General features: G+C 61.9%; 23 protein-coding genes. 11 read left to right on the plus strand and 12 right to left on the minus strand.

Annotated features, from left to right (window positions below; all coding sequences use genetic code 11):
* Both VNH11_32005 and VNH11_32010 read right to left on the minus strand, forming a co-directional pair.
* Window positions 1-1,030 (minus strand): DUF1559 domain-containing protein (locus VNH11_32005; protein ID HVA51008.1); only part of this gene is annotated, 1,030 nt, incomplete at its 3' end.
* A 279-nt stretch (window positions 1,031-1,309) separates the two neighbouring features.
* The gene (locus VNH11_32010; protein ID HVA51009.1) at window positions 1,310-2,707 is read right to left on the minus strand and encodes a DUF1501 domain-containing protein; all 1,398 of its coding nucleotides are present in this window, start codon (window positions 2,705-2,707) and stop codon (window positions 1,310-1,312) included.
* Window positions 2,708-2,863: 156 nt separating this feature from the next.
* Here VNH11_32010 and VNH11_32015 point away from each other — a divergent pair, with 156 nt between their 5' ends.
* The 4 genes from VNH11_32015 (at window position 2,864) to VNH11_32030 (ending at window position 8,527) form a co-directional block, all read left to right on the plus strand.
* The gene (locus tag VNH11_32015; protein HVA51010.1) at window positions 2,864-5,200 is read left to right on the plus strand and encodes a DUF1592 domain-containing protein; all 2,337 of its coding nucleotides are present in this window, start codon (window positions 2,864-2,866) and stop codon (window positions 5,198-5,200) included.
* Window positions 5,201-5,329: 129 nt separating this feature from the next.
* Window positions 5,330-6,700 carry a DUF1552 domain-containing protein gene (locus tag VNH11_32020; protein HVA51011.1) on the plus strand — a complete coding sequence of 457 codons (1,371 nt, stop codon included), beginning with the start codon at window positions 5,330-5,332 and terminating at the stop codon, window positions 6,698-6,700.
* A 23-nt stretch (window positions 6,701-6,723) separates the two neighbouring features.
* Window positions 6,724-7,218 carry a hypothetical protein gene (locus tag VNH11_32025; protein ID HVA51012.1) on the plus strand — a complete coding sequence of 165 codons (495 nt, stop codon included), beginning with the start codon at window positions 6,724-6,726 and terminating at the stop codon, window positions 7,216-7,218.
* A gap of 139 nt (window positions 7,219-7,357) precedes the next feature.
* Window positions 7,358-8,527, plus strand: a complete 1,170-nt coding sequence (locus VNH11_32030; protein HVA51013.1) for a PQQ-binding-like beta-propeller repeat protein — start codon at window positions 7,358-7,360, stop codon at window positions 8,525-8,527.
* A 362-nt stretch (window positions 8,528-8,889) separates the two neighbouring features.
* Here VNH11_32030 and VNH11_32035 read toward each other — a convergent pair whose 3' ends face one another.
* A complete protein-coding gene (locus tag VNH11_32035; protein HVA51014.1) occupies window positions 8,890-9,813 on the minus strand; it encodes a hypothetical protein in 924 nt (307 codons plus the stop codon).
* Window positions 9,814-9,971: 158 nt separating this feature from the next.
* On the opposite strand from VNH11_32035, the gene VNH11_32040 reads away from it, so the two are divergent.
* The 7 genes from VNH11_32040 (at window position 9,972) to VNH11_32070 (ending at window position 18,925) form a co-directional block, all read left to right on the plus strand.
* The gene (locus VNH11_32040) at window positions 9,972-10,760 is read left to right on the plus strand and encodes a hypothetical protein (GenBank protein HVA51015.1); all 789 of its coding nucleotides are present in this window, start codon (window positions 9,972-9,974) and stop codon (window positions 10,758-10,760) included.
* 3 nt (window positions 10,761-10,763) lie between these two features.
* Window positions 10,764-13,022 (plus strand): DNA methyltransferase, encoded by a 2,259-nt coding sequence (locus tag VNH11_32045; protein HVA51016.1) that lies wholly within the window; start codon window positions 10,764-10,766, stop codon window positions 13,020-13,022.
* A 177-nt stretch (window positions 13,023-13,199) separates the two neighbouring features.
* The gene (locus VNH11_32050) at window positions 13,200-14,801 is read left to right on the plus strand and encodes an Eco57I restriction-modification methylase domain-containing protein (GenBank protein ID HVA51017.1); all 1,602 of its coding nucleotides are present in this window, start codon (window positions 13,200-13,202) and stop codon (window positions 14,799-14,801) included.
* Window positions 14,798-15,751, plus strand: a complete 954-nt coding sequence (locus VNH11_32055) for a BsuBI/PstI family type II restriction endonuclease (protein HVA51018.1) — start codon at window positions 14,798-14,800, stop codon at window positions 15,749-15,751. The genes VNH11_32050 and VNH11_32055 overlap by 4 nt, the downstream gene beginning before the upstream one ends.
* A gap of 593 nt (window positions 15,752-16,344) precedes the next feature.
* Window positions 16,345-16,764, plus strand: a complete 420-nt coding sequence (gene vsr / locus VNH11_32060) for a DNA mismatch endonuclease Vsr (protein ID HVA51019.1) — start codon at window positions 16,345-16,347, stop codon at window positions 16,762-16,764.
* A complete protein-coding gene (gene dcm, locus VNH11_32065) occupies window positions 16,761-17,915 on the plus strand; it encodes a DNA (cytosine-5-)-methyltransferase (protein HVA51020.1) in 1,155 nt (384 codons plus the stop codon). The genes vsr and dcm overlap by 4 nt, the downstream gene beginning before the upstream one ends.
* A complete protein-coding gene (locus tag VNH11_32070) occupies window positions 17,912-18,925 on the plus strand; it encodes a hypothetical protein (protein ID HVA51021.1) in 1,014 nt (337 codons plus the stop codon). The genes dcm and VNH11_32070 overlap by 4 nt, the downstream gene beginning before the upstream one ends.
* A 270-nt stretch (window positions 18,926-19,195) precedes the next feature.
* Here the strand turns inward: VNH11_32070 and VNH11_32075 are convergent, their stop codons facing one another.
* From VNH11_32075 to VNH11_32115, 9 genes are all read right to left on the minus strand, one after another.
* The gene (locus tag VNH11_32075; protein HVA51022.1) at window positions 19,196-21,460 is read right to left on the minus strand and encodes a DUF262 domain-containing protein; all 2,265 of its coding nucleotides are present in this window, start codon (window positions 21,458-21,460) and stop codon (window positions 19,196-19,198) included.
* Window positions 21,457-21,900: a magnesium chelatase domain-containing protein gene (locus VNH11_32080; GenBank protein ID HVA51023.1), complete on the minus strand. Its 444-nt coding sequence runs from the start codon at window positions 21,898-21,900 to the stop codon at window positions 21,457-21,459. Before VNH11_32080 ends, VNH11_32075 begins: the two co-directional genes overlap by 4 nt.
* Before the next feature lie 220 nt (window positions 21,901-22,120).
* The gene (locus VNH11_32085; GenBank protein ID HVA51024.1) at window positions 22,121-22,255 is read right to left on the minus strand and encodes a hypothetical protein; all 135 of its coding nucleotides are present in this window, start codon (window positions 22,253-22,255) and stop codon (window positions 22,121-22,123) included.
* A 100-nt stretch (window positions 22,256-22,355) separates the two neighbouring features.
* Entirely contained in the window at window positions 22,356-23,294 is a 939-nt protein-coding gene (locus tag VNH11_32090) for a hypothetical protein (GenBank protein HVA51025.1), read from the minus strand.
* 14 nt (window positions 23,295-23,308) lie between these two features.
* Window positions 23,309-23,707 carry a hypothetical protein gene (locus VNH11_32095; GenBank protein HVA51026.1) on the minus strand — a complete coding sequence of 133 codons (399 nt, stop codon included), beginning with the start codon at window positions 23,705-23,707 and terminating at the stop codon, window positions 23,309-23,311.
* Between the two features lie 230 nt (window positions 23,708-23,937).
* Window positions 23,938-24,216, minus strand: coding sequence for a type II toxin-antitoxin system VapC family toxin (locus tag VNH11_32100; protein ID HVA51027.1), 279 nt, complete (start codon window positions 24,214-24,216; stop codon window positions 23,938-23,940).
* A complete protein-coding gene (locus VNH11_32105; protein HVA51028.1) occupies window positions 24,213-24,413 on the minus strand; it encodes a hypothetical protein in 201 nt (66 codons plus the stop codon). The genes VNH11_32100 and VNH11_32105 overlap by 4 nt, the downstream gene beginning before the upstream one ends.
* Window positions 24,414-24,587: 174 nt before the next feature.
* A complete protein-coding gene (locus VNH11_32110; GenBank protein ID HVA51029.1) occupies window positions 24,588-24,995 on the minus strand; it encodes a hypothetical protein in 408 nt (135 codons plus the stop codon).
* A gap of 161 nt (window positions 24,996-25,156) precedes the next feature.
* Complete coding sequence (locus VNH11_32115) at window positions 25,157-25,393, minus strand: hypothetical protein (protein ID HVA51030.1); 237 nt, start codon at window positions 25,391-25,393, stop codon at window positions 25,157-25,159.
* Window positions 25,394-25,886 lie beyond the last annotated feature (493 nt).

Here is a 25,886-nt window from a genome sequence, read left to right on the forward strand (position 1 = left end):
CCATGTTACACAGCCGCCCGAGGATATTGTAATCGGTGAGCTCCGACAGAAACCGCACCGAGCCGTCGGTCAGCACCACGTTGCAACCGGCCGGGTGCAGGCTGCCCGACATGCCCCACGAGGCCACGCGGCCGACCTGATACGAGGCAACCGTGGTTCCGTAAGTCCAGCAGTTGATCCTCTGGCCACCGCACAACGCCATGTTGGGAAAGTTCGTGCGGCTGTCATAAAGCGTGACGCCGTACATCACCCAGGCCCGATAGCCCCAAGCGTTTCCATTGCCGTTGTAAACCATTAGGGGAGACTCAATGAACGCCACCGTGCTCGTGGTGCCGTCTCGGCAATTGGCGGTCGTGGCGTTGCTGTTCATGCCGAACAAGGCGCGATACTGCGAGTAGCCATTGGCCGCGTACCACGTCTGCCAACCGTTCGCCGCAGAACCGATTTCGTCGCCCGGCTTGGTGCTGAATTCGTAAGACGTTTTGGCCCCGAGCAGCGTGTCGCTGCTGGTGATGCCGTAGGCCGCCCCCGCGGCCATGGTCTTTCCTCCGTCGTCGCTAGGGCAGAGGAAGACCGGAAGCTGCGTGGAAACGACGACGTCGTTTCCCGACGTAGTCGGCGTCAAAGGCAACCCGGCGATCGGATAGGGGCCCGGCGTGCCGGGGCTGCCGCCGGTGTAGGTGCTGGAGCAGGCGGCGACGTTCTTGTTGAACTTGTCGTAGAGCGGCTGCTGCTCCAAATACGGCAGCATCAGCACGAAACCGCTGGTGTTCATGATGTTGTTGTAGGGAGCGTACGGCGGCCCCTCGATGGCGCCATAGTTGAGACCCGCGGGAGGGAAGCTCTTGAGAACGTCATGATAGTTTTGTGCGGCCAGCCCGATCTGTTTCAGATGGTTGACACATTGCGTGCGCCGGGCCGACTCTCGCGCTGCTTGCACCGCGGGCAGCAACAGGGCTATTAAGATGCCGATGATCGCGATGACGACCAGCAACTCGACCAGTGTAAACCCACGTCGAATACGAGGCATTAAGCAGACTCCTTAAAACAAGAACGAGGGCAACGGTCCGCCCGAATCCGTTGCAATTCACAACGGCCGGGGTTAAAGCGAATCCGATGCCAGGAACCGCAACGCCTGCGGAGTCAGACGTCACGATTTGCCGCGAGAAGACGCAGATGGCCGAAAAACCGCGGGGATTTCGCGCTCCCGCACCGCTTCCAAAAAATTCGGAAAGGCCGCGAAATGCCTGAGACAGTCCTCGGCTCTGCCCAAGATTCGGGCAGCATCACGCTTACATAATAAGCGTCGCTAGCTCGCGAGGCCCGGTATCGGCTCGGCCTCGGCCAGAAGTCGATTGAGCTCGCTGGGCACGCCGCGGGTCACGCGCACTTCGCCCGTGTGCAGCAGAGTCTGCATGATGGTTCCCAGCAGGTTCTTGATCCGTACCGGCTCGGTCAAAGGTTCGCCGCCGTTGCGAGTCGACTGGCCTATCACCTGCCCCTTCGGCAGGCCGCCGCCGTAAAGCAAGAGCGGAGCGAGATTGCCCCAATGATCGCGGCCGCCTCGTGCGTTGATTCTTGGCGTGCGCCCCATTTCGCCGCAAACGACCACCAGAATTCGCTCGCCGAGACCGCGCGACTCAAGGTCGTCGATGAGCGCCGCCAAGGCATAGTCGAGCGGCACGCCCATATAACCCATGCCCTCATCGACGCCCGCATTGTTCACGTCGGCATGCATGTCCCACACAAAGCTGGTCGTGACCGTGACGAACCCGCAACCCACCTCGCACAACCGCCGGGCCAACAGCAGCAGCTTGCCCAACGTTTGCGTATGGTCGCGATAGTTCTTGTGGTTGTTCCAGCGCTTGCTGATCGCATCCGGCCGCACAAGCGTGCTGGTGTCGTAACGTGCGAGCGTCTCCGGGCGTTCCCGCTTCAAATCGAAGGCGTCGGCCACGCCGCCCAGAATGACGCGAAACGCCTGCTCGCGCATGCCGTCCAGACCCTCCAGCAGACCGTTGGCATCGGCCGCCCAGCGAATGCGGTCGAGCCGACGCAGCACCTCGCGGCGGTCGTCGAGCCTGGTCAGCGGCAAGTTCAGCCGCATCGCCTGCTGCAATTCGCCTTTGGCGCCGGGCACAAACGGCGCCACCGACTTGCCCAGCGCCCCGGTCGCTTCGAAGTCGCCGAAGCCCTTGACTGCCGGCAGTGCCTCCGTGTCGACCGCTTGGGGATAGAGCGCGACGTTCGTCGGCAGTCCGGTGGCCGGGTGATTGGTTCCGGCCACGCGGCTGTAGAGCGATCCGATATTGGCCCCCAGCGTGTCGCGACAGACGACGGGCTTGATGTCGTGATTGGCGTCGCCGGTGGTGAACGAACGGACAATGGCGAGCTTGTCGGCCAGGCCGGCCAACCGCGGAAACGTGCCGCCGAACGTGACGCCGGGAATGCGGGTGGCCAGTTCGCCCGTCGCGCTGCGCACTTCGGCCGGGGCCGACATCTTCGGATCGAAGGTCTCGAACTGACTGGGCCCGCCGTGCAAGAACAGAAAAATCACCGATTTATCGGTGACCAGCTTTCCGGGTGGGGCTGCCGAGGAAGGGGCGGCCAACAGGTCGCCCAGCGACAGCCCGCCCAGCGCCAGGCCGCCAATTCGCAAGAATTCGCGGCGTCCGTAGTGTCGATCGAGCTGGCAAAGGCTAAGCAAGTGGGCCTCCTCGGCCTGTACATTCTGTACGTTGCAATGCTACCGCAAAACGTTGTCTAGGTTATAATCAATTGTTCCTGCCCGAACCACGGCGGCGGAGCCCAACAGCCGGTCCGCTCGCCGGCATGCCTCACGACCCCAATCGTCTTTTCGCGAATGATCCATCGTTGCCGTCGCATTCCGGCCCTGTGCTGCCTGACCTTGGCTGCGGCGGCGTTTGCCAGTCGGGCAGACGCCGCGGAAGGCCCAAGCGATGCCGCGTTTCGCGAGCGGGTGAAACCGTTTCTGGCCAAATACTGCACCGACTGCCACGGCGGCGCCGAGCCGGAGTCGAAGCTGGCGCTCGATCAGTTCGCCGACGCGGCAGCCGTCTCGGCCCAACGTGAGGTTTGGACGAAGCTCCGCAAGTATCTGCAAGGCCGCATCATGCCGCCCAAAGATGCCGCGCAGCCGACGGACCTCGAACGGCGGAAGGTCATCGACTGGATCGACACGCACTTTTCCGGCGTCGATTGCAGTCTGAAGCGCGATCCCGGCCGCGTCACCCTCCGGCGGCTCAACCGCACGGAGTACGACAACACGGTCCGCGACCTCGTCGGCATCGACTTCCAAGCGGCCGAAGATTTTCCGGCCGACGACGTGGGCTATGGCTTCGACAATATCGGCGATGTGTTGTCGATGCCGCCGATCCTGCTGGAAAAATATCTGGCGGCCGCCGACCAGATCGTCGACAAGGCGATCTACGTGCATACCCCCGACAAGACGCCCAAGCAGACGTTCACCGCCAGCGAGGTGCAGCACAAGGGCGGAAACCTGCACGGCACCGGCTGGTACTTGGCATCCGGCGGCGAAGTTTTTACGGAGGTCAGTTTTCCGTCCAACGGCGAATACATGTTGCGGGGCCGGGCCTTCGCCACACAGGCCGGCGACGAGCTGGCCAAGATGGCGTTCAGGCTGGATGACAAGCAGGTGTACGTGGCCGACGTGGCCGCCGAGCCGGGCGCCGCGGAGGTCTACGAGACGAAGGTCCGTTTTGGGCCGGGCAAGCACCGCTTCGCATTGGCCTTCATCAACGACTTTTACGATCCCGACAATCCCGATCCCAAGCGGCGCGATCGCAACCTGGCGATCGAATGGCTCGAAGTTCAGGGACCGCTCGACGCGCCGCCGCCGGCGTTGCCCGAATCGCACAAGAAGATCGTGTTTTGCCACCCGAAGCATGGCGACCACCGCGAGTGTGCGGAAAAGATTCTCAGCCGCTTTGCCAGCCGGGCCTTCCGCCGGCCGGCCACCGCCGATGAGGTAAGCCGGCTGGTGAAGCTGGTCGAGCTGGCCCGGTCGAACGGCGAATCGTTCGAGCGCGGCATTCAGCTTGCCGTCGAAGCGGTGCTGGTCTCGCCGCATTTTCTCTTCCGCGTCGAACAAGATCCGCAGCCGGGCGAAGGTGGGGCCGACGCCGACGGCATTCACGCGATCGGTGAATACGAGTTGGCCACGCGGCTGTCGTATTTTCTCTGGAGCAGCATGCCCGACGACGAGCTGTTTCACGACGCCTTCAAGGGCCGGCTGCGCAAGAACCTCCACGGGCAGGTTGACCGGATGCTGAAAGACGCCCGGTCGAGGGCCTTGGTCGACGATTTTGCCACGCAATGGCTGGAGATTCGCCGGCTGCAAAGCGTGGCGCCCGATCCCAAGGGTTTTCCGGGCTTCGACAACGAGCTGCGGCAGGCGATGTTGGAAGAGACCCGGCTGTTCTTCGCGGCGGTGATCGCCGAAGACCGCAGCGTGCTCGATTTTCTCGACGCGGATTTCACGTTCCTCAACGAGCGCTTGGCCAGGCACTATCGCATTGCCGGCGTAACGGGACCGGAATTTCGCCGCGTGAAGCTCGACGATCCCGACCGCGGCGGCCTTGTGACGCAGGCCAGCGTGCTCACCGTGACCTCCAACCCGACGCGCACCAGCCCGGTGAAGCGCGGCAAGTGGATCTTGGAGGAGTTGCTCGACATGGCGCCGCCTCCGCCGCCGCCCAACGCCGGCGATCTAAAAGACGACGGAAAGGCGACGGCCAACGGTTCGTTGAGGCAGCGCATGGAGCAACATCGGGCAAACCCGAGCTGCGCGAGCTGCCACACGCTGATGGACTCGCTCGGTTTTGGGCTGGAGAATTTCGACGCCATAGGCGCCTGGCGCGACCGCGACGGGGCCTTCGCGGTCGATGCCTCCGGCACGCTGCCCGACGGGGCGTCGTTCCGCGGACCGCGCGAGCTGAAGGCGGTTTTGAAGCAGAAGAAAGACGACTTTGTTCGTTGTCTGGCGGGAAAGATGTTAACCTATGCTTTGGGCCGCGGCCTGGAACCGTATGACCGTTGCGTCCTGGACGACATCAGCGAGACGCTGGCAAAAGCCGATTACAAGTTTTCCGCGCTGATCCACGCGATTGTGCAAAGTGACGCATTTCAAAAACGTAGTACAGGAGGCGTTAGGCGTTAGGCGTTGGGCGTTGGGCCCGATGTTCGACCGCTACCTAACGCCTAACGCCTAACGCCTTGAACACGGTGGGCCGGCGCTCGCAAGCTCGCTGGTCCCACCCTACGACGAATACCAATTAGGGAACAAACCATGAGCAACTGGCACATCTCGCGCCGCAAAGCGTTAAAGGGACTGGGCACCGCGCTGGCCTTGCCGCTCTTAGACTCCATGCTGCCGGAAACGGTCTTTTCGCGGCACGCTCGGAGCCTACAGGCGGCTGAAGCGGCCAAGAGCCTGCCCAACCGTGCGGCGTTTCTCTATGTGCCCAACGGCATGCACATGCCCGACTGGGCACCCACCAAGGTCGGCGCCGACTTCGATCTGCCGCCCATCCTGCAGGTGCTGTCGCCCTTGAAGAGCGACTTCATGGTGATCAGCGGGCTGGCCCAAGACGGCGGCCGATCACACGGCGACGGCGGCGGCGACCACGCACGGGCCATGGCTTCGTTCCTGACCGGCACCCATCCCAAAAAGACGAACGGCGCCGACATCAAGGCCGGCGTTTCGGCCGACCAGATGGCGGCGCAAAAGGTCGGCAATCAGACCCGCTTCGCCTCGCTGGAGCTGGGCTGCGACGCGGGCGCCAACTCGGGCGCCTGCGACACCGGTTATAGCTGCGCCTATTCGCACAACGCCGCTTGGAAAACCGAGTCGCAACCGGTGGCCAAAGAGATCAATCCACGGCTGGTGTTCGAGCGGCTGTTCACCGATGGCCCGCCCGGCGAAACACAAGAGGCCAAGGCGCGCCGCAACCGCTACCGCCTGAGCGTGCTCGATTTCGTGCTCGCCGAAGCGACCGACCTGAAGAAGCGGCTGGGCGCCAACGACCAGCGGAAGCTCGACGAATACTTGACGACCGTCCGCGAGTTGGAGACGCGGATTTCGCGCAGCGAGCAGTCGGGCGGCGCCGGGCCGGCCGGCTTGGCCAAACCCAGCGGCATTCCGCAGGACTACGCCGAGCACATTCGCTTGATGTACGACCTCATGGCGCTGGCGTTTCAGGCCGACTTGACCCGCGTGGCCACGTTTGTTCACGCCGATGAGGGGAGCAATCGCAGCTACGCCTTGATCGGCGTTTCCGAGGGCCACCACGATCTTTCGCACCACGCCGGCGACAAGGAGAAGCAGGCCAAGATCAGCAAGATCAACCAGTTCCACGCCTCGCACCTGGCTGGGTTCCTCAAGAAACTCAAGCAGACGCCGGAAGGAGACGGCAACCTGCTCGATCACGCCATGATCGCTTACGGCAGTGCCATCGGCGACGGCAACCGCCACAACCACGACGACCTGCCGATCTTGCTTGCCGGCCGGGGCTGCGGCACGCTGGCTCCGGGCCGTCACCTTCGCTACGAGAAAGAGACGCCGCTCAACAACCTTTGGCTTTCGATGCTCGACCGACTCGGTGCGCACGTCGACCGTTTGGGCGACGGCCACGGCACGCTGAGCGAACTGCGCGGCTAGGACGGACTCTATGAGCAACTTACATGCTCAGCCACGACGAGATACGCGTGGCCAATTGGACCGAAGACGAATATCGCCCCGGCCGGTCGGCGGGAGCGTTGCTGGCCGAGAACGTCCGTCGCTGTGTGTCGGTGGTCGGCGAGATCAACCCCGATGCCCGGCTCTGCTTCTGGTCGGACATGTTCGATCCGCACCACAACGCCGTGAAGGATTTTTACCTGGTCAACGGCGATCTGGCCGGCTCGTGGGAAGGGCCGCCGCGCGACGCGATCATCGTCAACTGGAACTCCGGCAAGCCGCGCGAGAGCCTGCCGTTTTTTGCCGGCCGCAGGCACCATCAGGTGCTGGCCGGCTATTACGACGGCCGGGCCGATTCCATTCGCGGCTGGCTGGAAGCCGGCAAGGGCTTGCCGGGCATCGACGGCGCGATGTACACCACCTGGCAACATAACTTCGACCGGCTTGAAGCGTTTGCGGAATATGCGTGGGGAGACAAATCCGCGGAGGCGAACAAGTAAATGACGATACAAACGAAACTGACGAGCCGGGCGACGACGCGGAGTTCTGGTTGGCGTGCAGCCAAAGTTCGCTGGATCGCATTTGGGACAACCCCAACGACGACGTCTATGCCGAGTTGCTAAAGGAATCCGAAGTGCCATGAACGTCCTAGTCCAGAGCGGTCGGTTGCTCCCGGCGACGGTGCTGGCCCTCGCCTGCGTCGCCGATGGCCCTCGCGGCACCGCCGCTGAACGAAGTTCAGCCAGCGCGAACCGCGCGGCTGAGCAGTCGGATGCCTGGCCCGTGTTCCGCGGCAATGCGGCCTGCACCGGCGTTGCGCACGGCACGTTGCCTGAAAAGCCGGCCGTCGTCTGGAAAAAGACCTTCAAGGACGGCGGTTTCGACGCCACGGCGGCAATTGTCGAGGGCGTGGTCTACGTCGGCAGCTTCGACGGCAATCTCTACGCCCTCGATCTGGCCAACGGCGACGAGAAGTGGAAGTTCCACACCGAGCTCGGCTTCAAAGCCGCCCCGGCCGTCCGCGATGGGATGCTGTTCATTGGCGACGTGGACGGAAAGTTCTATGCCATTGACGTTCGCGACGGCAAAGAGAAATGGAGCGTCACCACCGGCGCCGAGATCAACACCGGGGCGAACTTCTATCGCGACAAGGTGCTGTGTACCTCGCAAGACGGCAGCCTCTATTGCCTCACGCCCGGCGACGGCACGCTGGCCTGGAAATACAGCATCGACAACATGCTGCAGTGCAGCCCGACGGTGGTCGAGAACCGCGGCTTTTTGGCCGGCTGCGACGGCAAGCTGCACATCGTCGATCTCGACGAGGGCCAGGCGGTGTCGACCGTCGACATCGGCGACCCGACCTTGAGCACGCCCGCCGCGGCCGGCGATCTGGTCTACTTCGGGACGCAAGGCGGGCGTTTTCTGGCCATCGATTGGCGACAGGCGAAGACAGCCTGGAAATACGAGCCCAAGCGCTCGCAACCGCTCTTGTCGTCGGCGGCGTTGTCGGACGGACTGGCCGTGTTTGGTGGCAAGGACCGCAGCGTCCATGCGCTCGACATCAAGGACGGCAGCGAAACGTGGGCCTTCCGCACGCACGCGGCCATCGATTCGTCGCCGGTCGTCGTGGGCGGCCGGGTGTACGTGGGCGGCGGCGACGGGCGGCTTTACGCCCTGGACTTGAAGACCGGCGAAAAGGCCTGGGAATATGAAGCGGGCGGTCACTTTCCCGCCTCGCCCGCCGTGGCCCACGGCCGGCTCGTGATTGGCAACGACGCCGGAGATTTGTACTGCTTCGGCGAGAAATAGATGCCGTCGCGATCTCGTATCCATCCTCCAGTCGAAGGCGCGGCGATTCCTGGCGAAGCACCCTGGATAAAATGGACCGCAGCAGCCGCGACTTCCTTTGGCGCCGCGCCACGGATGCTTGCGAGTATTGTCGCATGCCGCAGAGGGCCACTCCGCTCATTGCGTTCCACGTCGAGCACATCATCGCGAGACAGCACGGCTTCCGCAGGCCCCACCGATCACCATTTCCGACGCCCTCGCCTCTGCCAGAAGATCGACCGCCTCGTCGCCGCCGGCTTCGTGCCCTCTCGCAACGACCGCAAGATCGTCCTCTACGGGCAGCTCCCCACGACGCTTGCCGCCGCCCGCTACGCCGTACCGAATCAATGCGCCTGATACGGCCGATCCAACTGTCGCAGCACGGTGGCGAGCTGCCGATAGATGTCGGCGGTCTCCGGGTTCTGCTCGGGCATGCGTCCCAGCCGGGCCGCCGCCTGAGCCAGCCGCACCAGCGTGTCGGGCACGGCCGACTCGGGAATCCCGCCCACTCGCGCCCCTCGATAATTCGTCAGCAGGCACTGAATCGCCTTGGGCATCCGCTTTTCGTCGACGCTGCCGTCGGCATGAAGATACGGCAACTTCCACGTGCTCGGTTTGCTCGCGTCGCGCACATAGGCGAAACACGTCGCCGGCAAATGATACTTGGGATGCAATAGCGGGCCCGCGCAGTCAGTTGACGGCACAATGGTTTCACCGTCGCCCGCGTGCTCAAACTCGGGCATCGTCGCCCGCAACTCGACGGCCGGGCGATAAATGCCGTCGCGGCTGAGCCACCAAAGGTGCGACGGAAACGTCGCCTCCTGCAACGAAACATAGAGCCGGTCACGTAGCCCGCCCGCCTCGACGTCAGCCGCGAAGAGCATGATCCCATCGCTGATGGCGACGGTGGTCACGCGTTGCTCGCCGGCATAGCGGCGGGCCTGCTCGAGCGCCTCGACCACAGCCTGGCGGTTCCAGGCGAGCGCTCCCGGTCGCTTGGCCTCGATCACAAACCGCTTGATGCCGCTCTGCGTAACCACCAGATCGGCATAATCGAGCTGATTGTTAAGATCGCCGAGGGTCCAATCGAGCACCTCGGTGAGCAGGTCTTCCAGAATGCTCTCGGCGACCTTTTCGGCCACTCGCCCCTGCCGTTGCCACTGCGTCAGCCGCTCTTGCCGCTTGGCAATGAAGGTAGGCCAGCGCTCTTCGGCTCTTGCCAGCAGCTTCTGATAGGCGGCCAGCGACTGAAACTCATTCGACGACATACCGGCCCTCCAGCGACCTTCTCGCGTCAAAATCGGGCAGCGCAACGGCCGTTAATGATAGCACACCGCCGGCCGCGGCTGAATCCGCCCCGAAAAGGCCGGCCGTTAGCGACTGGCGAACCGGTCCAAAACATGCGGCACTCTTCGCCGGAGCAACCATGACCGCTGTTGTCGTCTTCAAAGCCTGCGTCGAAGCCATGCGCAAGGGCGCGCTGATCGAGCGCGTGAGCGCTACGGATAAGGAATTTCATTTTCAGAACTGGTTCAAGGAGCGGCTGCAAAAGACCCGCCTCAACTTCGAGTTCGGCGGCCGCAACAGCTATCCCGACTTTCGCATGGTCAAATCGACCGACGGCTTCGAGATCAAGGGCCTTGCCTATCCCGGCCGCGACGCCTCGTTCGACAGCAACAGCCAGGTGCCGTCGGGCTACCACAACGGCCGCACCGTCTACTACGTCTTCGGCCGCTACCCAAAGAAGCCCGATGGCAACAGCTACCCCGTGCTCGATCTCGTGCTGTGCCACGGCGACTTTCTCAATGCCGACCACGAATACCGCCACGAGAACAAGAGCGTTAAAGGCTTCGGTTCTTACGGCGACCTGCTGATTCGCGACCGCAAGATGTACGTCGTGCCGACGCCATTCCGACTGGTCGATGGCCTGGCGCACCGTCAAACGCTCATCCTGCCCAAAGACGACTTGCCCGGCGGCGAGTTCGTGCAGGTCGGCGAGTTGGTCCGCGTCGAAGCGGCGCAACTGGTCGTCGGCTATAGCTTCGATCTGCAAACCAACGATCTCGTGCCGAGAACGATCGCCAATCCGGGCGCGGGCCGCGAACACGCCTTTAGCGCCTGGCGACTGAAGGGCTCTTCCGATGAACCTGCTATAATGCGGCGCGAAACGACGCAGCCCGCCGATATGGAAACGCACGCCCCAGAAGACGCGTAAGCTATGGCGCTCATCGAGCACGACGACTTCCCCTTCGAGTTTCTCTCATCGCTGGCTGAGCGCGAAAGCTGGCGGAAGGAAATCCATCGGCCGATCTACCACGTTCACAAGTGGTGGGCCAAGCGGCTCGGCTCGGTCTTTCGCGGCATCTTGCTCGGCTGCCTGCTCGGCGACGATCGCGATTTGACCGCCGAGTTTCATCGCACGCACAATTTCGTCGGACGGATGGTGTTCGATCCCTTCATGGGTTCAGGCACAACCATCGGCGAGGCCCACAAGCTGGGCCTGACCGCGCTGGGCCGAGACATCAATCCGGTGGCCGTCGAGGCGGTGCGCACGGCCCTCGGTCCGCTCGACCGCAAACGCCTGATAGCGACCTTCGAAGAGCTTTCCGAAGGCGTCGGCGCGGAGATCCGCGGCCTCTATCGTTCGGTCGAGGCCCGCGGCGACGAGTGCGACGTGCTCTACCATTTTTGGGTGATGCAGGCGACTTGCCCCGGCTGCCGGGGCACGATCGACCTGTTTCCGTCGCTTGTTGTGGCCCGCAACGCCTATCCCAGCCGCAAGCCGGAAGTGCAGGTCGTTTGCCCGGCCTGCGGCGACATTGCCCCCGGCATGCACGGCGCGCAGTCGGCCGTTTGCCGCGCGTGCGGCCACGAGTTCGATCCCACGGTTGGCCCTGCGCGATGCGCGAAGGCGTTCTGCCGCGCATGCGACCAATCGTTTTCGATTGTTGAGAGCATGGCGGCTACTGGCCGGCGGCCCGACTTTCGGCTCTACGGCAAGCTGGTTCTCACCCATGGCGGGCAAAAGGAATATTTGCCCGCAACGTCTCGCGACCTGGCCGATTACGCCGCCTGCTCGGCGCAGCTTGCCGCCGAAGTCGCGTCGGGCAAAATCGCGCTTCCCTCGCTGGCGCTCGAACACGGCTACAATACGCGGCAGGCGATGAACTACGGCTTCCGCACCTGGCGCGACTTCTTCAACGACCGCCAGCTCTTGGCCCTGGGCCGGCTGCATCGCGTGATCCGCTCGCTGGCCGACGAACCGCAGCGGGGGGCGCTCTCGACCTTGTTTTCAGGCGTGCTGGAGTTCAACAACCTCTTCGCCTCCTACAAAGGCGAGGGGACGGGCGCGGTGCGGCACATGTTCTCGCACCACATTCTCAAGCCCGAACGCATGCCGATCGAGGCCAACATCTGGGGCACGCCCAAGAGTTCCGGTTCGTTCTCGAACCTTTTTCGCAGCCGCCTGCTTCGCGCCATCGACTACCGACGCGATCCCACCGAGCTCACCCTCGACGGCGCCACCCGCCGCGTTTGCTCGCCGCCCTTCTCCGAAACCATCGAGCCCGCCTGGCCATCGTCGTCCCTCTCCCTCCGGGGGAGGTTAGGTGAGGGCGGTGAGGGAAGTGAAGGAATAAATGGCCGCCTCCTCGACCGCGGCATCTATCTCTCCTGCGGCACCTCGAGCGACACGGGCCTGCCCGACGGCAGCATCGACCTGGTTATCACCGACCCGCCCTTTTTCGACAATGTCCACTACTCCGAGCTGGCCGATTTCTTTTATGCCTGGCAGCAACTCGACGGCGACGCCAACGAGCCGACCAGCACGCGCAGCACCGATGAAGTGCAAGACACGCGCGCCGAGCAATTCGCCGCCAAGCTGGCCGCCGTCTTCCGTGAGTGCCACCGCATCTTGCGCGACGACGGGCTGCTCGTGTTCACCTATCATCATTCCCGCGACGACGGCTGGCAGTCGTTGGCCGAGGCGATTCTGGGGGCGGGCTTCACCGTGATCAATTCTCAGCCCGTGAAATCCGAAATGGCAGTCGCCACGCCCAAATCGGCGGCCAAAGAGCCGATCGCCTTCGACATCATCCTCGTCTGCCGCAAGCGGCCTACTAGTAACCCAACGCGTCAGCGAGTAGCCATCGACTCCAACCTGAAGCGCCAGCGAGGCGCGCCTACTAACCCGACGCGTGAGCGAGGCAGCGCCGATTCCATAATCTCGCCTCCGGCCATTTCCGACGCCCTCGCCTCTGCGCGCACGAAGATCGACCGCTTGCTCTCCGCCGGTTTCGCCCTATCCCGTAACGACCGCAAGATCATCCTCTATGGGCAACTCCTTACCACGCTTGCCGCCGCCCACGATGCAACGAGTTTCGCCCAGCTCGTCGATGCCGAACTTGCGATTGAAGAGCGTCGTCCGACAGCGGCCTCGAATCAGCCCGGGCAGCAAATGCTTTTCGAGCGAGTCTAACGACCGCCGTACAGTAGGCATCACGCTCCGTCGTGATGTCGGCCGCCACGGTCCGAGCTCGCCTCGGTCGGGCAATGATTGAAAGCCAGAAGCCGACGCGGCAAATGCCCCTTCCCGCGCTAAGTGCAAAACATCGGGGGAGCCACTTCCGCTGTACGCGCGATTACCTTACCATGAATGCCGAAGCACGTGGATTCACGCGACCGATTGGCGGCAACAGCCGCCCAAGTGCAGATGGCCGCTAGCCTGACGAAAATCGCCGCCGAGCAACAATGGCAATTCGATGCTACGACGCTGCCGCGCGCCAGGAAAGAACGCGGGCATTTCGGCACGGCCCCGCCCATCGCCGATTTCATGGCAGGCATGTTTTCGCGAATTCCCAGCGGAAGCGTTCGCATCCTTGATCCCGGTGCCGGGGTGGGCACCCTTTCAGCCGCTCTTTGCCAACGGATTTTGCAGCAGCGAACCCGCCGCGAGCTTTATTTCGAGCTGTGGGAAAACGATCGGCAGCTTGAGCGGCGCCTGCGCAGCACCATGCAAGCCTGCCGCACAGCGCTCGAAGACGCGGGGCATGAAATGGATTTCATGCTACAAACCGATGATTTCGTGTTGGAGCATGCGCAGCCGTCGCTCTTCCGGCCGGCCCCGACCGAGCTTTTTAACTTGGTCATCATGAATCCGCCCTATTTCAAAGTTCGCAAGGATGCAGCGAGCGCACGGGCAATGGAACACGTCGTCCATGGGCAACCGAACATGTATGCGTTCTTCATGGCCGTGGCCGCCGACTTGCTTGCGCCCGGAGGCGAACTGGTCGCAATCACTCCGCGAAGCTACTTCAACGGCCCGTACTTCAAGCGGTTCCGCAAATGGTTCTTCGATCGAATGGCGGTGCGGCAAATCCACCTCTTTGAGTCACGCGCCGCTGCTTTCCGCGAGGACGAGGTCTTGCAGGAAAACGTTATTCTCATGGCCGAAAAGGACGGCGAGCCGCAAGACGTTTTGCTGACTTCCAGCCACGGGCGCACCTTCGACTCGGTCGATCGGCAAGTGCTGCCTTACCGAAAGGTTGTTGAGGGCGGTTCCGGCGATCATCTTATTCGCGTCGCGACCAGCGATCTTGAGCGAAAAATCGTCGAGGCGGTGGACCGCCTCCCGCATCGTTTCCGGGACTTGCCTTTTCGCATCTCGACGGGCCCGGTTGTAACCTTCCGCGCGACGGAGTTCCTTTGTCTCGAGCGATCGGAAGACACGGCGCCGCTTTTGTGGATGCACAACGTTCGACCGTTCGCCACGCACTATCGCCCGAAAAACGGCAAGCCGATGCACATCCGCGCCAATGAGGAATCGAAGCGGCTGTTGCTGCCGGCGAGGCGTTACGTCCTTCTGAAGCGGTTTACAGCCAAGGAGGAGCGCCGCCGCCTGGTGGCCGGCATCGTCGAACCCAAAGATTCCTATTCACCGCTGCTGGGGCTGGAGAACCATCTCAACTACATCTATGGCACGGCCGGCGAGCTATCTGGCGACGATGCTTTCGGCCTGGCGGCGCTGCTTAACTCCATGCTCATCGACCGCTATTTTCGAGCGATCAGCGGCAACACTCAGGTGAACGCCGCGGAGATCCGTGCAATGCCGCTGCCCGACCAGGAGGCCATCTGGGAGATCGGCAACGCCGTGGGGCGCTTAGACGACCCCACGCCGCCGGCGGTGGAAAGAATCGTTGGAAACGCGCTGGGCCTTCCTCAGAAGCTCGTCGATGCTCTCTGCGAGGCGGCGACGTGAGCAAGCGCGACGACGCCAAGGAAATCTTAAAGAGCCTTGGACTGCCGAAGCAGCAACAGAACGAGCGGTCGTGTTTGACTCTGTTGGCGCTGGCCGGCCTGGCTGAAGAAACGCCCTGGTCGAAAGCGAAGCGGCCGTTGCTGCGCATCTGGGACATTATGGGCTGGATGAAGGAAAAATACGGCAAGGAATACGCAGCCAACAGCCGCGAGACGGTCCGCCGCCAGACGGTCCATCAATTCGAGCAAGCGCGGCTGATCGACAAAAACCCTGACGATCCGACCCGCCCGACAAATAGCGGCGAGACGCGATACCAGCTTACGAACGATGCCGCTGAGGTTCTTCGCGCGTTCGAGCGAGCCGATTTCACGAAGAAGTGTGAGAAGTTCCTTGGGCGTCACGGAAGCCTGACCAAGGCATACGAGCGGGCACGCAAACTTCACAAGGTTGCTGTGACGCTCCCCGACGGGTCGAAGGTAGAGCTTTCGCCGGGCCTGCACAACGAGCTGCAGCGGCTGATTGTCGAGGAATTCGCCCCGCGTTTCGCGCCGGGATCGCTGGTCGTCTGCTTGGGCGACACCGCCAAGAAACGGCTTTGCGTCGCCACCGAGATGCTGACGGCCCTGGATGTCCCGGAGATGAACCACGACAAGCTGCCCGACGTCGTGCTCTACGACCGCCGTCGCAACTGGCTCTTCCTGATTGAAGCCGTCACGACGCATGGACCCGTCTCGCCAAAACGACACGCAGAGCTTGAAGCGGCATTGAGAGCCTCAAAACCTGGCCGCGTATACGTGACGGCGTTCATGGACATGAAGAGTTTTTCGAAATACTCCTCGCAAATCGCGTTTGAGTCGGATGTCTGGATCGCCAGCCTTCCGGATCACATGATCCACTACAACGGCGCAAGGTTCCTCGGGCCGTATCCGCCCCGCGACGAGGCACGATGACGGAGGCGATCAATTCCAACGCCGTGAAATCCGAAATGTCGGTCGCCACGCCAAAATCGGCGGCCCCCGACCAACAGACTTGCACCGATCGCGACATCATCCTCGTCCGCCGCAAGCAGGCCCTTCGTCGACGCCGACGCGACCGCCAGCGCGGCGCCACCCCGAGCAAACCGAAGCCTCAGTTTTGGTGTTGCGATTTTGGCACCCGGCCGCGTAGCGGCCACAGAGTTTAGCCGTGGGCGCGAGCCCACGGACCGCGTTGCAATCCATCGGCGGAGCCGCGTAGCGGCGGCAGAAGGCGTCTGCGAACCTCTGTCGCCGCTACGCGGCTTTGCGGGCGATCGCCAAATCTAACCGTGGATTTGCATCCACGGCTAAATTCCCGCGCCGCTAAGCGAGTGGCCTCTCGCCCCGGTCCCGGCGCGCCGGGACCTCCGTCGAAGGACCGCGCGCCTCTGGCGTTCAATCACACGGCGATGATGAAAGGAGCTGCGTGCTGCCTCCCATTTTCCGGCCTTCCATTTTCCGGCCCCGCTGGGATGACGCAACGCCTTGCGGCTGCTACAATGGCCGTTTTTCATGGGAGGCCTGGAATGGACACGCTGACGGTCGAGCAGCGCTCGACGGTGATGAGCCGGGTCCGCTCGAAGCACACTCGACCCGAGATCGAAGTGCGAAGGTTGCTCCATCGGCTCGGCTTTCGCTTCCGCCTGCACCGACGCGACCTGCCGGGCAATCCCGATATTGTCCTTCCGCGGTTCCGGACGGTCGTGTTTGTCCATGGGTGTTTCTGGCACCGCCACGCCCATTGCCGCAAGACGACCGTGCCGGCGTCGAACGCCGACTTTTGGGCCGGCAAATTCTTGGCGAACAAGCGACGCGACCGAAGGGTCAAGAACGAGTTGCGTAGAAAGGGATGGCGCGTGATTGTTGTGTGGGAGTGCGAGGTCCAGGCCCCGATTCGGCTATCGAACCATCTCGATCAACTTGTGCGCGCCAGCGGCGATCCATGAAAACCGTCGAGCTATTCTCCGGGATTGGTGGTTTCCGCGTCGCCGCGGATGCGCGCCGCATCGCGACGGTTTGGGCGAACGACATTTGCGCCAAGGCTTGTTCCGTCTATCGCCACCGGTTCGGCGCCGACGTTCTCCACGAGGGGAACATCGCCCAATTCGCACGTGCCATTCCGCCCCACGATTTGTTGACGGGCGGCTTTCCCTGCCAGCCGTTCAGCAGTGCCGGGAAAAAAAGGGGAATCAACGACTCCCGCGGCACTCTGTTCCAATTCATCGTGGACATTCTTCACGAGCACCATCCGAAGTTCTTCATTCTGGAAAACGTCAAGCGCCTTCTCACGATGGAGAGTGGCCTGCACTTCGCGACAATCCTCTCCTCGCTCGCGGAACTCGACTACACGATCGAATGGCGGCTGCTGAATGCCATGCACCTCGGCCTGCCGCAGAATCGGCAACGCGTTTTCATCGTGGGAGTCGCGGGACGCGAATTCGAACTAGGCGATCGACGATCGGTCGTCTCGACGAGATTGGCCGGCGCTCACGACCTGGCCGCCCTTCGCGGCCACGACCTCGAAGACCTGGCCGATCCGAGCTGCTGGCAACCCATCGAACAGCACGGCCGGTGTTTCTCGAACTGGGGGGTTGCGGCGGATGGGCGCTTCTTTGCCAGAGACCTTCCGCAGTTCTCCGAATCGACCCCCTTCGTCCCCGTCAGCAGCGTGCTGGAGCAAGACGTCTCCAGCGAATTCGATTTCACCGAGACCACCTTGCGGTGGATCGGAAAAAACACGCCCGTCAATCGGCTGGTTCAAGGAGTGGAGATCCTCAGCAATCAGGCCGGCGGCGCCCGTATGGGCTACACCATCTTCGGCGTCAACGGCGTGGCTCCCACCCTCACCTCCACCGCCAGCCGTCACTATGAACGCTATCAGGTCGGCGACCGCTACCGCCGCTTGACGAACGTCGAATACGCGCGAATCCAAGGCTTCGCGGACTCTCATTGTTCGACGGTGTCGGTGTACGACCAGTATGCGCTGATCGGCAACGCCGTCCCGCCGCCGATGGCCGGCTGGGTGATGGACCGACTCACCGCTGCGATCAGCAGGAAATCCCTTCCGCGGTCCCGACGTCAGAAGGCACTTTTTTGAGCGCGCCGACGAAAGAAAACCTGCGAAGCAAGCTCGCCGAGAACCTCGACGAAACCATGAAGGTCGTGAACCGCGCACTTCGGTCCAAGGGCCTCGCCAAGCTGAGGCCGGTGCTCCAGCGCATCGGCCGCGGACGGCAGCTTCCCCATTGGTTCGACGGCCTCATGAAGGATGGGGTTCTTCCGAACGCCGATGGCAAGACGATCGGCAGCATCGTCGAAATGCTGCTGCTCGCCGCCATCGAGACACACACGTTCGCGGGCATGAGGATTCCTCCGCTGAAGATCAATCCGGCACGCGGTGTCGACTTCCCCGACCTCGGGCTCGGCGTCAAGTCGCCCTCGAAAAACTTCTGTACCAGCGAACCGTACTTCTCCGCCTACGAGCGCCTTCTCGGCAGCAGCCACGACATCCTCGTGTTGATCACGGACTACCAGGACGCCAAAAGGGTCCAACCGCTTCGCTTGCAGATCATCCACTGGCGGTATCTCAGGGCTACGCAGATTGCCGACCAGGGTCTTTGCAAGATCGCGAAGAAGCACCGTGGTCGGCTCGTCGCGGAGGACGAGGGGCGCGCTCAGCGGTTTTTCCGTTTCCTGGCCTACATCAACCAAAGCGACTGGCGCGCGGCCCGGCTTCTCAGAATGGTCGACGACCTGAAGGACGACGTGTTGCTCCAACGCCGCATGGAAACTGCCAAGAAAGAGTTCGCCAAAACCAACGGAGAGCGGATGAAAAAAGGGAGAGTTCCGCTGCCCGACTCGGAGCTGGACGCGCTTCAGAACATCGCCCACGTGCGGCCTCTCTACCTGGGCGTGCTCGACGCGGCCGAGAACTGGCTGGCCGAGGTTTGCAGGGAGACGGCGCGCGCTCCGAGCGACGCCGAGTGGAAAGCGATTTTGGCGAGTCCTCTCGAAGGCGCCATCGGCGTCAGTCTCGCCTTGCAGTGGCGATACAACTTCGGGCGGCTGTTCGACGTTGAGGCTGTGGAAGAATGCGCCGACGAATAAGCGACCCTGGCTTTCAATCACCGCCCCACCGGCACGAGGCCGGATGGTGGCGCGTCATTCCCGCGACGCGGCTTTGCGGGCGGTCGCCGAATCTAACCCGCGATTGCACCCACGGCTAAACTCCCGCGCCGCTAAGCAAGTGGCGTTTCGCGACGATCCTGGCGCGCCGGGATTTCCGTCGAAGGGCCGCGCGTCTCTGCCATTCAATCACACGGCGATTATGAAACGAGCGGCTTCGCATTTTCCTGCCCCTGGAGCCCGTGCCGCCCTTCAGAATCGCTGCTGGATGTAAAGGTGAACTTGGCTCGGCAAAAGTTCTGTCGTCGCCGCCCCCGTTCGCGCAAAAAACTGCTCTGTGTTGCCTTCCTTGACATACACAGGGATGTTTGATGGCTTGCACCGGACGACCAGCACACGCTTTCCGTCCACCGACTCAAAGCGAGGTTCGATGTGGAGCATGTGCTGCGCTCCTAGCCGGTCTTTGACGAGATTGACAAAGTGCAAGTTCATCTTGTCCTCGTTTGGGAAACGGTCCCTCTCTACGCCGAGGATTTCGCCGCCATCGCTAACCCCAACCACCAGATGACCACCCTGCGAGTTCAGGAAGGCCGCTATCGTCTTGAGGCACGAGTGTTCAATCTTCTTGTCGGGCTGGTCGGTGTGCAGATTCACCCGGAGAGTTGACTTGAATTCGACACGAGTGGTTTCACCGGCAGCAAGAATTTCCGCGACCGGAACGTCGTTGCCGGGGACTTGCGGTGGCTGTCCCGTGGTTATGTGGTGGTATGCGTCTCGAATAAGCTTTGCCATGAGGTTCCGCCGAGCATCCAAGAACGTTCGGTATTCCATCGTATGCCAGTTGACGGGCAGAGCGTGCCAGTGGCACATCTGAGCCAAGTCATGGTCGGCAAACCTCTCGGCATAGAGAGGCCAGTATTGAGCCGGTTCATCCCCCGAGATCGCAATGTTATCGTCCCATTCGACCAAGGCGTAGTTGGCGATCTGGTTTGTATCCCGAGTGCTTGTGATCGCCAGACCTTTGAGGTACTTCTTGGAGAACAGGTGGTGCCGCTCGACGGCTGATTTCTTTGCCTTGTGGGCCGGATCGAGCAAATCGACGACCCTCTTGTTGGAGAACAGGGCTCGGGCATGAAGTAGGTTTTGCGCGGCATGGTAGGCATGTAGGTAAGGGTTGGTCGCCGAAGACGTTTCCATCCGGTTGCGAAGACCGATATTCCAAAAGTCGTCGGTGAACTCGCTCTCGATTGTCTTATCGATCCAACCGACGAACTGTTCAGCGGTTGTGAGGTCTCGAATAAATGCCAGATCTCGTTCCATGACCGTTTCTGGCGAGCCAGTGTATCGGCCCGTCACCGCCGTCATAAAGAACCAGCGGGCAACGCAATTCGACAGGGTGAAACCGTCCACGCTGAAATCCTTTTTGCCGATCAGGTAGAAGACGTAGGCATAAATGAGAGCCAACTGAGAGCTAATCATGTGTGCTCCCCGATACCCGGCCAAATGCAGGGTTTTCAAGAAATCGTGCCAATTCTGAAGGTCAAGAACGTCGGTCTGGGCAGACTTGAGGATAGCGAACTGCTCGATTCGTCGTTGCTCGCTGTACTCCTCGGTTTCCAGGTCTTTGCCCCGGAGCAATGAATAGACGTACTTCAGCCTGGCGCGGCGGAACCCGTACCCGATTTCGACCCGCAGAAGTTGATCAGCGTCGGCCTCGATAAAATAATTGAAGGGGCTCGGCTTTGCTTTTGACGGTGTACGCGCCTTCCGACAGAACTCTTCCAGTTCGGCACGGCCCTCTTCCCAAAACACGGACATCAGGGTCAGGATGAAGTCCGATTGATTGAGTGGAGTCTGCTTGCTGTTGATGCGAACGAAGACTTCCGCCACCTTCTCTTCATCAATGTTTGACGAAAGTTCAAGTGCGGTGAACGGATAGCCGAGCAGGTTTTGCACGCGCTGGAGGGCCGTTTGTACCTTTTTGATCTCGGCTGCTTCGAGGGTCTTCCCGGCTGCCTCTCGATGCTTCCGCAGGTTCTCGACGTAGGTGCCCACGATCTGAAACAGGTCCGCGTCCTTGGCCCAGAGCACCGAGATGTTGGGGATGTATTCGGGGTTTCGCCTAATGGCTGCGTCGGCAACCTCAAAGGTTTCGTCCGTCGGTCGGAAGGAAATTTCGATTCGTTCGGACTGGTAGTCCTCTCGGATGACGGGAATGCCCTTCACTACAGCAAAGAGCGAGGTAAGGCGCTGCTGGCCGTCTACGATGAGCAATCCGGCAACCTTTTGCTTGCGGTCAGTGCCGATGTGCTTCTGATTCTCATCAAGTGCGTTCTGCCAGAAGAGGAAGTAGCCAACGGGATAGCCTCGGTAGATTGAATCGAAGAGGTCTCGAACCTTCGTGTTCTTCCACACGAAGGGACGCTGAATGTCAGGAAGCCCAATGGTGCCCATCTCGATGTCATCAAGAAGTTTAGTCAAAGAATAGTCCACCTTCTTGAAAAGCGTTTCGCTCATTGCAGCCTCGACTTCCTCGCGTGTAAACCGACCTCGCCGAACAGGATGAAATCGCCTTTCTGATATTCGGGCAGATCGCGCAATGTGCCGGCCGCCTGAAGCATCAGGATTGCCAGGGGCAGGTCGAGCCAACTGCCGTCTTTGGGCAGGTCGGCCGGCGCGAGATTCACCAGCACAGTTACTTCGCCCTCGGCGAGATCAAGCTTCGCCAGCGCTCCGGCGATGCGGTCGAGCGATTCGCGGACCCCTTCGCGGGCCATGCCGGAGATTTTGGTAACGTGCGTCAGCGGAAGCGGACCACGCAGGACTTCCATGGCGCGGGCCTGCATTTCGACGACATAGCCGTCGAGGCCGAAAAGAATCGCCCCGTTGAGCGTGTGATCGCGAGTGAGAAGCTCGTTCAGCTCCCGCTGAGCGGCCGGCGTTCGTTTGGCTGCCACTCGTATACCCTCACCACCTTGATGACGGCCAAGAGCTTACCGCGCCGGCGGGGCGGGGGCAAGTAGGGGTGGTGGTTGGTCAGTGGAATGATAGGCGGCGCAAGGCGAAGAGTTGCCGTTGGTTCGGGGTCGGCCCAGAATTCGAAAACTGCCGGCGGCATCGATTCGTCGGGAAGCTGGTCCTCAAACGGCGGCATTTCATCCCAGCGGCCGCCTTCGATCAACCGCTCGACACTTTGGCATATTCGCCGGCGATCTTTCGGCGCTCGTCGTCGCGACGCGCGCTGCGGAAGTGGATGGCAAGCTGGAAGAGACGCTCCTCGTCGGTCGGAACGATAGGCGATGTTGGGCGCATAAATCAAACCTCCTAGACGCACTGCCCGAACCGCCGGCGGGAATAGAGGCTTATTCCCCGGAGGACGAGAAACGCATCTAAGCTGCCGGTGGGGTCCCCTTCAAGCCTCCCTGCGCTCCGGCGGCAGGGCGTCGCAGCCGACGGCGGAATAGGACATGTTCAAAAAACACGGACGCAAGGCGGCAATTTGCCGCTTCGTGAGCGGATGCATTCTCAGGCGCGTACGCCCGTAAGACAGGTCGACCTGGTTCAACTGGCCCAGGCCGCCGCCGTAGCGGACTTCCTTGATCGACAGGTATGCCGGGCATTTCGCCGCCCGACCGCGGCGCGGCGGACACCACGCAACCGTCACTGCGGTAAAACGCCGGTGAGTGAAGGGACTAACCTCCGGCAGGCCGAGCAGATCGTCGAGGGAGTCGCCCTCGATCGCCTCCAGGAGCGGCTGCCAGGCGCCCTCAGGCAAAAGCTGGGCGTCGCGCCGCATCCATTCGCGGCAGTGGGTGCAATACGGACGACTGGCCGACGCCACCGCGGCCGCAATGGTAAAGAGCAGAACGGTGCTCAACTCCAGGGCGCTGTTGAACCAGTTCAGCCCCGGCGTGGCCTTTGGCGCATTGCGCGCCCCGAATCGTGCTGGATTGCCGCCTTCGTGAATCTCGATGCTTTTTCGCCAGGCGATATGTCCCGGTAACAGATCGAGCCGGTAGGCGATGGCCCCGCCACGGCGCTCGACCATGTCGAAATAGTACTGCCCCCAATACATGACGTTCGCGGCCAGGACGGCGATAACGGCCGCCATCCAACGGCTGCGGCAATGTCCGACCTGCACGCTCCAAAAGAGCATGGCCGAGAGGACCATCGCCGCGATGGCCGGCACCCAAATCACAAAATAAAGGCCCTTGCGGAAAAGAAGGTGGAGCACCAGCGCCAGCGCTCCGGCCGCGACGAGCGCCACGACGGTCGACCAGAGAAACTGCCACCACTTGACGGCGCCCGGATCGTATTCGAGTTGCTTCGGTGCCGCGTAAGGGTTTTCCATGGGCCGCGAAGTTGTCAGCGTGCGAGAAGTAACGTCCACGACCCTATCACTCCGGCCACGATGACGCCGTTCACCAATGTGCCGAACAGCCCAAGGAAAGCCGACCAGATAGCACGACGCCTCAAGCTTCCGACCATGCCGACAATTCCCAGGAAAAGCGCGGCGACGATCGTAAGCAGGGAGACGACGGCGAATGCTTTCGTGCCCGGATGGTTGGCACCGGCCGAGGCGCGCAGGAAAAGATTCGTGGCCGTGAGCAGCACCGGGGCGTAGAGCGAAAAACGGACAGCCTGCAGAGCGAACGGCGTTCGATCACCTCGCTGTTCCACCGTTGCGGGCAGGCCGCCGGCCACCGCCGCTACTGGCGGCGCGAACGGGTTCTCATCCGAGTCCGGTTGTCGGAATTCGCCCATGCGGAGTTTGCTCCTTCACTACCTTGACGATGCCTCCGAGACTACCGCGCGGGCGGGGCGGCGGCAAGGAGGGGCTCGGGCAGGTAGACGGTAGGCGGTAGACGGGGAAGCAGAAACGACGCAATGAGGGAGGCCGAATGACGAAATGACGGGCTAACCGTCTTCGGCGCCGGCGGCAACGCCGCAGATTCGCATGCGAAATGCGAGGGCGTCGTAAAGCTCGTCGTAGGTCATGCAGCCGACATGGATTGAATCCAAGCAAATGAGTCTACCAGAACCGGGCAATCAACCATAATGGTTCGCCACAGTCGCCAACCGCTCGACACGGCGATACGTCGCTGCCGTTCAGCCCGCGTCAGAGCATGCGCCACCTCGACGTAGAAGATGTTCGGCGCCACGAGATCATGAACTCTATTTTGGAAATCGGTGCGCAACTGCATCGCCTTCGCCGAATCGGGTTCCGGCAAGACCCATTTCAGCGCCACGGAGGAATCGAGAACGTATTTCATTCCTCGTCGCGGATTTCACGGATGAGGTCCACCGCGATTTCGATTGTGCCGTGCTGCTGGCGGATTTCTTCGGTAACCCGGTCACACTCGGCCCGAATGCGTTGATAGACGTCCGGCTCAAGCGGCTTGCCGTGCAATACCCGCTCCATAAGGGCCTCCATATCTGCGTCGAGGACCGACTTCGCTTCAGTGCTCATAATGCAATTGTTGATCGCCGCAACGCCAACGTCAACGTCGTTTTTGAGGCGAGGGTCAAGCAAATCCGGGCGCACGACGTTGAACGGCCGGCCGGTTTTCCTTAGCCGAGCCGAAATCGGTTTGCATCGCAATTTGAAGCGGCGCCGGCACGAACTGTTGGCGGCCCAATCGCCTCAACCACTTGCTCGTCGCCCGCGGCCAAAACCCGCGACGCCTTGGCCGCGGAGCTTTCCGACACATTCAGCAGTCTCGCCGCCTGAGCCATTCGACCGCTCTGGTCGGTGTAAATTTACACCGACCGGAAAAATACGGCATTTTTGCGTATCGGCTACCCCTTTGGCAGGGTTTCCGTCGGGTTTGCCGAATTGCCGGAGCCGTTGGCGTTCGGCCGCCTCTTCTTGGAACCTTTCCTTGGCCCGTGCGCCGATCACGGCCCGCTGGCTTTCGTCGAGCTGCCGGCGGTGCAGGTTGCGCGAAAGCACGAAGGCCAGCGGTGATCCCTGCCCGTCCCACTCCACAAACCGCGGCTCGACGCCGGCCAGCTTGCAGGCCTGTAGGTGGTTGCGGCCGTCACGACGCATCGAAATTATCCCATGCCAAGCCAGCGGCGCGGTACAACACGGGAAAGGATGTTGGAGACGGTTTGGCGCAGAACCATGCCAAGCCAGTTGCGGGTGAGGATGAGTGATAAGAGATGAGCGAGAGCGCATCACAAGCCAGTTGGGGAGTAGAACAGAGGCGATCAAGTCCCAAGACCAAAGACCGAAGTGGACAATCCAAAATCCGATCCCGGCGCGCCGGGACGCAATTCAAAATGCACCATATCCCCCAGATTTACCGTTGCGGCGCGAAAATGAGCCGCGCCGCGCTGTTGCCGCAACGTCCGGCCGGCAAACCGTTTGCAGCGCGGCGGAATCGAAGCCGCATCTTGTTTTTGACAACGATAATTATTTTCCGACAACGATAATTCGACGCCCACGAACGCTTGGCCGTGGTCAGTGGTCCTAATCGACGGGGAAAAGGGAAAGAGCGGTCCGCGCGGCGGCGCAGTTGCCGCGCCCCGCAAGCCCGGCGGTGGAGAATCCCGGCCACGTCGATCTCAGGCGCGACAGATGGGCAGGTTGGGGCAGGCGGTGCGAACGCGCCGGTGATGATCCTTGGCAATTCGGTAAATCACGAAGCCGGCTACGGTCGGTGCGATCGCTTAAAAGCTTTTATAAGCCGACATTGATGCGTTGCTGCCGTGCTGTAACCTTATGTTCATCAATCGGTTGCCACCCGCGGGCGACGCGAAGCACTTGGATTCTTCACAAGTGTTTTAGCTTCTCCCCACTGGCCGAAGCTTTGTAGGCCCCATCTTCCGGTGGGGTGGGCGCCGCGCCCACCCCCCCGCCGCTGCCGTTGTTGCCGCGGCTTTTTGCACCCCGAGCGACGGCCGTCGCGCTCCACAGGGTGAAGGCCGCTCGTCGAAG

Source organism: Pirellulales bacterium, assembly GCA_035533075.1.
Classification (GTDB): domain Bacteria; phylum Planctomycetota; class Planctomycetia; order Pirellulales; family JAICIG01; genus DASSFG01.